This is a genomic window from Streptomyces sp. NP-1717, from assembly GCF_022695985.1.
Classification (GTDB): Bacteria; Actinomycetota; Actinomycetes; order Streptomycetales; family Streptomycetaceae; genus Streptomyces.
Genome location: NZ_JAAPBF010000306.1, coordinates 1 through 6,761 on the forward strand (window position 1 = coordinate 1; position 6,761 = coordinate 6,761).

The 6,761-nt window shown below is 71.9% G+C and carries 5 protein-coding genes; 2 read left to right on the plus strand and 3 right to left on the minus strand.

Features of this window, described 5'->3' with window-relative positions:
- The coding region (locus GXP76_RS32850) for a GH1 family beta-glucosidase (protein ID WP_242575271.1) at window positions 1-1,362 on the plus strand (1,362 nt) is incomplete at its 5' end.
- Here GXP76_RS32850 and GXP76_RS32855 read toward each other — a convergent pair.
- Window positions 1,337-2,215, minus strand: coding sequence for a putative protein N(5)-glutamine methyltransferase (locus GXP76_RS32855; protein WP_242575272.1), 879 nt, complete (start codon window positions 2,213-2,215; stop codon window positions 1,337-1,339). The two genes, GXP76_RS32850 and GXP76_RS32855, sit on opposite strands and share 26 nt — an antisense overlap.
- Window positions 2,216-2,460: 245 nt before the next feature.
- Here GXP76_RS32855 and GXP76_RS32860 point away from each other — a divergent pair, with 245 nt between their 5' ends.
- Entirely contained in the window at window positions 2,461-3,216 is a 756-nt protein-coding gene (locus tag GXP76_RS32860) for a MerR family transcriptional regulator (RefSeq protein WP_242575273.1), read from the plus strand.
- Between the two features lie 36 nt (window positions 3,217-3,252).
- On the opposite strand, the gene GXP76_RS32865 is transcribed toward GXP76_RS32860, so the two are convergent.
- Together GXP76_RS32865 and GXP76_RS32870 are read right to left on the minus strand one after the other, a co-directional pair.
- Window positions 3,253-5,430 (minus strand): 3-hydroxyacyl-CoA dehydrogenase NAD-binding domain-containing protein, encoded by a 2,178-nt coding sequence (locus GXP76_RS32865; protein WP_242575274.1) that lies wholly within the window; start codon window positions 5,428-5,430, stop codon window positions 3,253-3,255.
- 43 nt (window positions 5,431-5,473) lie between these two features.
- A complete protein-coding gene (locus tag GXP76_RS32870) occupies window positions 5,474-6,688 on the minus strand; it encodes an acetyl-CoA C-acetyltransferase (RefSeq protein WP_242575275.1) in 1,215 nt (404 codons plus the stop codon).
- Window positions 6,689-6,761 lie beyond the last annotated feature (73 nt).

The window sequence follows — 6,761 nt, forward strand, 5'->3', positions numbered from 1 at the left end:
GAGCGGCGGTTCCCCACCGGCTTCCGCTGGGGGACGGCCACCGCCGCGTACCAGATCGAGGGGGCCGCGTCCGAGGACGGCCGGACCCCGTCCATCTGGGACACCTTCAGCCGTACGCCCGGCAAGGTCCGCAACGGCGACACCGGCGACATCGCCGCCGACCACTACCACCGTATGGCCGAAGACGTCGCGCTGATGCGGGAGCTGGGCGTCACCGACTACCGCTTCTCGGTGTCCTGGCCGCGCGTCCAGCCGACGGGCCGGGGCCCCGCCGTACAGCGCGGGCTCGACTTCTACCGGCGGCTGGTGGACGAGCTGCTGCTCGCCGGGATCCGGCCGGTCCTCACGCTCTACCACTGGGACCTGCCGCAGGAGTTGGAGGACGCGGGCGGCTGGCCGTACCGCGACACCGCGCAGCGGTTCGCCGAGTACGCGCGGCTCGTCGCCGGTGCGCTGGGCGACCGGGTGCCGACCTGGACGACGCTCAACGAGCCCTGGTGCGCGGCGTTCCTGGGCTACTCGGCCGGTGTGCACGCGCCGGGGCACACCCGCCCCGAGGCGGCGTTGCGCGCCGCGCATCATCTGAATCTGGCGCACGGCCTGGCGACCGGCGTCCTGCGCGACGCGCTGCCGGCGAAGGCGGAGGTCTCGCTGACGCTCAATCTGCACGCCGTACGGCCCCTGACGGACTCCCCCGGGGATCTCGACGCGGTGCACCGGATCGACGCGCTCGGCAACCGTGTCTTCCTCGATCCCGTCTTCCACGGCCGTCTGCCGCGCGATCTCGTGGACGACACCGCCGCGTTGACCGACTGGTCCTTCGTGCGGGACGGCGATCTGGCGACGATCTCCGCGCCGGTCGACTCGCTGGGGATCAACTACTACTCCCCCACCGTGGTCGCGAGCGGTACGTCCGAGTCACCGTCGCCGTGGCCGGGCGCGGACGAGCACGTGCGCTTCGTCCCCGCGCCGGGCCCGCGTACGGCGATGGACTGGCCGGTCGACGCCACCGGGCTGTACGACCTGCTCACGGGGTTGCGCGACGAACTGCCGGACGTCCCGCTGATGGTCACCGAGAACGGCGCGGCGTACGACGACTACGCCGATCCGTCCGGCGCGGTCCACGACCCGGAGCGCGTCGCGTATCTGCGCGCCCATCTCGAAGCCGTCCACCGGGCGATCGAGGACGGCGCCGACGTGCGCGGCTACTTCCTCTGGTCGCTGCTGGACAACTTCGAGTGGGCGTACGGCTACGGCAAGCGGTTCGGCGCCGTGCACGTCGATTTCGCGTCCCAGCGGCGCACGCCGAAGGACAGCGCCCGCTGGTACGCGGAGGTCATCGGCCGCGGGGGTCTGGACTGAGCGCCACCGCTCCGAGCCGGGCGCCTCTCAGCTGGGCGACGACGACGGTGGCCTCCCACTCCTCGGAGGTCACGACCCGTGGGGCGAGCCCGTCGCGCCTGACCGTGCGGACGGCGTCCGGCACCTGGCGCTCGCTCGTCTCGAACAGCAGATGGCCGCCGGGGGCCAGCCAGCCGGGCGCCCCGGCGGTCACCCGGCGCAGCACGTCGAGCCCGTCGTCGCCGCCGTCGAGCGCGACCAGTGGTTCGTGCTCCCGCGCCTCGGACGGCAGGAGCGCGACGTCGCGGGTCGGTACGTAGGGCACGTTGGCGATGAGGATGTCGATACGGCTCCGAAGGCCGTCCGGCAGCGCGTCGAAGAGGTCCCCTTCGAGGACCGTGCCGCCGGCGGCGAGATTGCGGCGGGCGCAGGCCACGGCCGCCGGGTCGATGTCGGAGGCGTACAGCTCGACGGGGTCGTACTCCTCGACGGAGCCGTGCGCGGCGGCGAGCAGGGCGGCACCGAGCGCGCCCGAGCCGCAGCACAGGTCGACGACGACGGCGGGCCGCCCGGCGGGGGTCTGGTGGATCAGGGCCGCCGCCTGCCGGACGAGGAACTCGGTGCGGCGGCGGGGGACGAAGACCCCGGCGTCGACGGTGATCCGCAGGCCGTAGAACTCGGCCCAGCCGATGACGTGTTCCAGGGGCAGTCCGGCGGTGCGGCGGCTCACCATCCCGGTGAGGGCGGCCGGGGTGTCGGCGGCGGAGACCAGGAGACGTGCCTCGTCCTCGGCGAAGACACAGCCCGCGGCGCGGAGCCTGGTGACGACGGCGGAGAGGGAGGGAAGCGTGGTGGAGAACGGTGTTGCCGACATGGAAACCTTTCGGGGCGCCTACGGGCGCTCCGGCGGTCCTCAGCCTGTCGGACGGACCGCGCGGCCGTGAGAGGGGAGCACCCGGCCTGACACTGCGGTAATGGGTCCCACCTCCTCGGTGCGTACGCTGCTTCGGTCGGGTCACAGTACCCCACCGGCTCCGGGCGCGTGATCGGGTTCTCAGGGGGCCGCTCGCGGTCGTCGTCCGCCTTTCGCAGTAGTGGTGAGACAGCAATACTGTCGGTATGGACACACAGGCCACAGCCGCGAGCGCGGCCGGGGCGGACGGGGAGCCGACGTTCACCGTCGACGAGCTGGCCGCGCGCGCCGGTGTCACCGTGCGCACCGTCCGGTTCTACGGCACCCGCGGTCTGCTGCCGCCGCCGGTGATCGGACCGCGCCGGGTCGGCCACTACGGGCACGCCCACCTCTCCCGGCTCGCGCTCATCGAGGAGCTTCAGCACCAGGGCATGACCCTCGCGGCGATCGAGCGATATCTGGAGCAGTTGCCGCCGGATCTGAGCGCGCACGATCTGGCCATCCACCGGGCGCTGGTGGCGACCTGGGCGCCGGACTCGGCGGAGGAGGCGACGCGGGCGGAGCTGGAGAAACGCGCGGGCCGCGCCCTGGCCGAGGACGACGTCGACCGGCTGGCGGCCATGGGTGTCCTGGCGCGTGCCGAGACTCCCGGCCGCTACCGGCTCGATCCGGGGCTGCTGCGCCTCGGGGTCGAGCTGCTGGACGTGCCGATCGCGCACGAGACGATCCTCGCCGCCCGTACGGTCCTGCTGGAGCACACCCGCTCGGCCGCGCACGCGCTGTCGCGCCTCTTCCGCGACGAGGTGTGGAATCCGTACGAGGAGAGCGAACCGGATCCGGAGCGGGTGGCGGCGATGAGGTCGCTGTCGGCCCATATGCAGCCGATGGTCGTGCAGGCGCTGGTGACGGCGTTCCAGCGCTCGCTCAAGGAGGAGCTGCGGGCCGCGTTCACCGACGGATGAACACGGCCCGCGCCGAACCGAGGCCGGCCGGGGTCGCTACCGCGCGTCGTGGAACGTCTCGCCCCGTTCGGCCCTCGCCACCAGCGAGGCGGGCGGCGAGAAGCGCTCCCCGTACGTCGCGGCGAGTTCACGGGCCCGCGCGACGAAGCCGGGCAGGCCGCCCTCGTACCCGTTGATGTACTGGAGGACGCCGCCCGTCCAGGCCGGGAATCCGATGCCCATGACGGAGCCGATGTTGGCGTCGGCGACGGTCGTCAGGACGTTCTCGTCCAGGCAGCGCACGGAGTCCAGCGCCTCCGAGAAGAGCATGCGCTCCTTCATGTCGGTGAACGGCACGTCCGCGTCGGGCTTGGTGAAGTGCTCGCGCAGGCCCGGCCAGAGGCCGGTGCGGCCGCCGTCCTCGGCGTAGTCGTAGAAGCCGGCGCCGCCCGCGCGTCCGGGGCGGCCGAAGTCGTCCACCATGCGGTCGATGACCGCGTCGGCCGGGTGCGGGGTCCAGGTGCCGCCGGACTCCTCGACAGCGCGCCGTGTCTCGTCGCGGATCCTGCGCGGCAGGGTGAGGGTCAGTTCGTCCATCAGGGAGAGCACCTTGGCCGGGTAGCCGGCCTGCGCCGCGGCCTGTTCGACCGAGGCGGGTTCGACGCCCTCGGCGACCATTGCGACGCCCTCGTTGATGAACCGGCCGATGACGCGTGAGGTGAAGAAGCCGCGCGAGTCGTTGACGACGATCGGCGTCTTCCTGATCTGCCGTACGAGGTCGAAGGCGCGGGCGAGTGCTTCGTCGCCGGTCTTGCCGCCCTTGATGATCTCCACGAGCGGCATCTTGTCGACGGGCGAGAAGAAGTGCAGACCGATGAAGTCGGCGGGGCGCGCGACGCCTTCGGCGAGGGCGGTGATGGGCAGCGTCGAGGTGTTGGAGCACAGGAGCGCGTCGGGCTCGACCACGTCCTGGATCTCCTGGAAGACACGGTGCTTGAGCGCCGTGTCCTCGAAGACCGCCTCGATCACGGCGTCGCAGCCCGCGAGGTCCGCCGCCTCGCCGGTGGGGGTGATCCGGGCCAGCAGGGCGTCCCGGTCGGCCTCGGTCGTACGGCCCCGGGCGACGGCCTTGGCCAGCAGCTTCTGCGAGTACGCCTTGCCCTTGGCCGCCGCTTCGGCCGTCACGTCCTTGAGGACGACGTCGATACCGGCGCGGGCGCAGCTGTAGGCGATGCCCGCTCCCATCATCCCGGCGCCGAGGACGGCGACCTTGCGCACGGTGCGCCGGTCGACGTCCTTGGGGCGGCTGGCGCCGGAGTTGACCGCCTGGAGGTCGAAGAAGAACGCCTGGATCATGTTCTTGGCGGTCTGCCCGGTGACCAGTTCGGTGAAGTATCTGGCCTCGATGGTCTGCGCGGTCTCGAAGTCGACCTGTGAGCCCTCGACGGCGGCGGCCAGGATGTTGCGGGGAGCGGGGTAGGGCGCGCCGCCGGTCTGCTTCAGGAGGTTGGCGGGGAAGGCGGGGAGGTTGGCGGCGAAGCGCGGGCTGGAGGGTGTGCCGCCGGGGATCTTGTAGCCCTTGACGTCCCACGGCTGCGACGACTCGGGGTGTTCGTCGATGAAGGCGCGTGCCCGGTCGAGCATCTCCTCGGTGGTGGCGGCGACTTCGTGGACGAGGCCGTTGTCCCGTGCGCGGCGCGGCGAGTACTGGGTGCCCTGGAGCAGCACCTTGAGCAGCGCGTCGGAGATGCCGAGGAGCCGTACGGTACGGGTGACGCCGCCGCCCGCGGGGAGCAGGCCGAGGGTGACCTCGGGCAGCCCGATCTTGGAGCCGGGCGCGTCGAGCGCGACGCGGTGGTGGCAGGCGAGCGCGATCTCGTAACCGCCGCCCAGGGCCGCGCCGTTGATGGCGGCGACGACGGGCTTGCCGAGTGTCTCGATGGTGCGCAGGGCGCGCTTGACGGCCAGTCCGGCGTCGAACGCCTGCTGGGCGTCGTCCGGGCCGAGCTTGATCATGTCCTTGAGGTCGCCGCCGGCGAAGAAGGTCTTCTTCGCGGAGGTGACGATGATGCCGCGGATGCTGTCCTTCTCGGCCTCGGCGCGTGCCGCGATCGCGGCGATCGAGGTCCGGAAGCCCTGGTTCATGGTGTTGGCCGACTGGGCGGGGTCGTCGAGGACGAGGGTGACGACGCCTGTCCCGTCCTGCTCCCAGCGGATGGTGGTGGACTCGCTCATGCTGCTGCTCCGTAGCGAAGAGATGCTTGGCGGACGGGGACGGTCAGACGCGTTCGACGATCGTGGCGACGCCCATGCCGCCGCCGACGCAGAGCGTGGCGAGGCCGTACCGCTTGTCCTGGCGCTCCAGTTCGTCCACGAGGGTGCCGAGGATCATCGCGCCGGTGGCGCCGAGCGGGTGGCCTAGCGCGATGGCGCCGCCGTTGACGTTGACCCGGTCCAGGGAGAGGCCCATCTCGGCGACGTAGCGCAGGACGACGGCGGCGAACGCCTCGTTGATCTCCACGAGGTCGATGTCGCCGATGGTGAGTCCGGCCTTGGCGAGCGCCTTGCGGCTGGCGGGCGCGGGTCCGGTCAGCATGATCGTGGGTTCGGAGCCGGACACGGCGGCGGAGACGATACGGGCGCGGGGCATCATGCCGTACCGCTCGCCGGTCTCCTTGGAGCCGATCGCGACGAGGGAGGCGCCGTCGACGATGCCGGAGGAGTTGCCGGCGTGGTGGACGTGGTCGATCTTCTCGACCCAGTGGTACTTCTGGAGCGCCACCGCGTCGAATCCGCCGAGGTCGCCGATCTGCGCGAACGAGGGCTTGAGCGGAGCGAGGGTGTCTGCCGTGGTGCCGGGCCGCAGGTGCTCGTCGTGGTCGAGGACGGTGAGCCCGTTGCCGTCGCGGACGGGGACGACGGAGCGGGCGAACCGGCCGTCCTTCCAGGCCGCCGCCGCGCGCTCCTGCGACAGCGCGGCGAACTCGTCGACGTCGCGCCGGGTGAAGCCGCCGATGGTGGCGATGAGGTCGGCGCCGATGCCCTGGGGGGCGAAGCCCGTACGGATGCTGGTCATCGGGTCCATCGCCCAGGCGCCGCCGTCGGAGCCCATCGGGACACGGGACATCGACTCGACGCCACCGGCGAGGATCAGGTCCTCCCAGCCCGAACGGACCTTGGCGGCGGCCAGGTTGACGGCTTCGAGGCCGGAGGCACAGAACCGGTTCTCCTGGACGCCGGCGACGGTGTCGGGGAGTCCGGCGGCGACGGCGGCGGTCCGCGCGATGTCGGAGCCCTGGTCGCCGAGGGGGCTGACGACGCCGAGCACGATGTCGTCGATCGCCGCCGGGTCGAGACCGGGGAACCGGCCGCGGATCTCGTGGATCAGGCCGACGACGAGATCGATCGGCTTGGTGCCGTGCAGGGCACCGTTGGCCTTGCCACGACCGCGCGGGGTGCGGATCGCGTCGTACAGATACGCTTCGGTACTCAAGACAGCGGCCTTTCGGACTCGTGGGAGATGCCGGGGGTGGTGGTGCTGCTCCTGATGCTCGGGACGTCCCAGT

What these genes read in the sequence shown, in the direction of transcription:
- GXP76_RS32855 (WP_242575272.1), bottom strand. Translation starts at nt 2,215, where the DNA reads ATGTCGGCAACACCGTTCTCCACCACGCTTCCCTCCCTCTCCGCCGTC.
- GXP76_RS32860 (WP_242575273.1), top strand. Translation starts at nt 2,461, where the DNA reads ATGGACACACAGGCCACAGCCGCGAGCGCGGCCGGGGCGGACGGGGAG.
- GXP76_RS32865 (WP_242575274.1), bottom strand. Translation starts at nt 5,430, where the DNA reads ATGAGCGAGTCCACCACCATCCGCTGGGAGCAGGACGGGACAGGCGTC.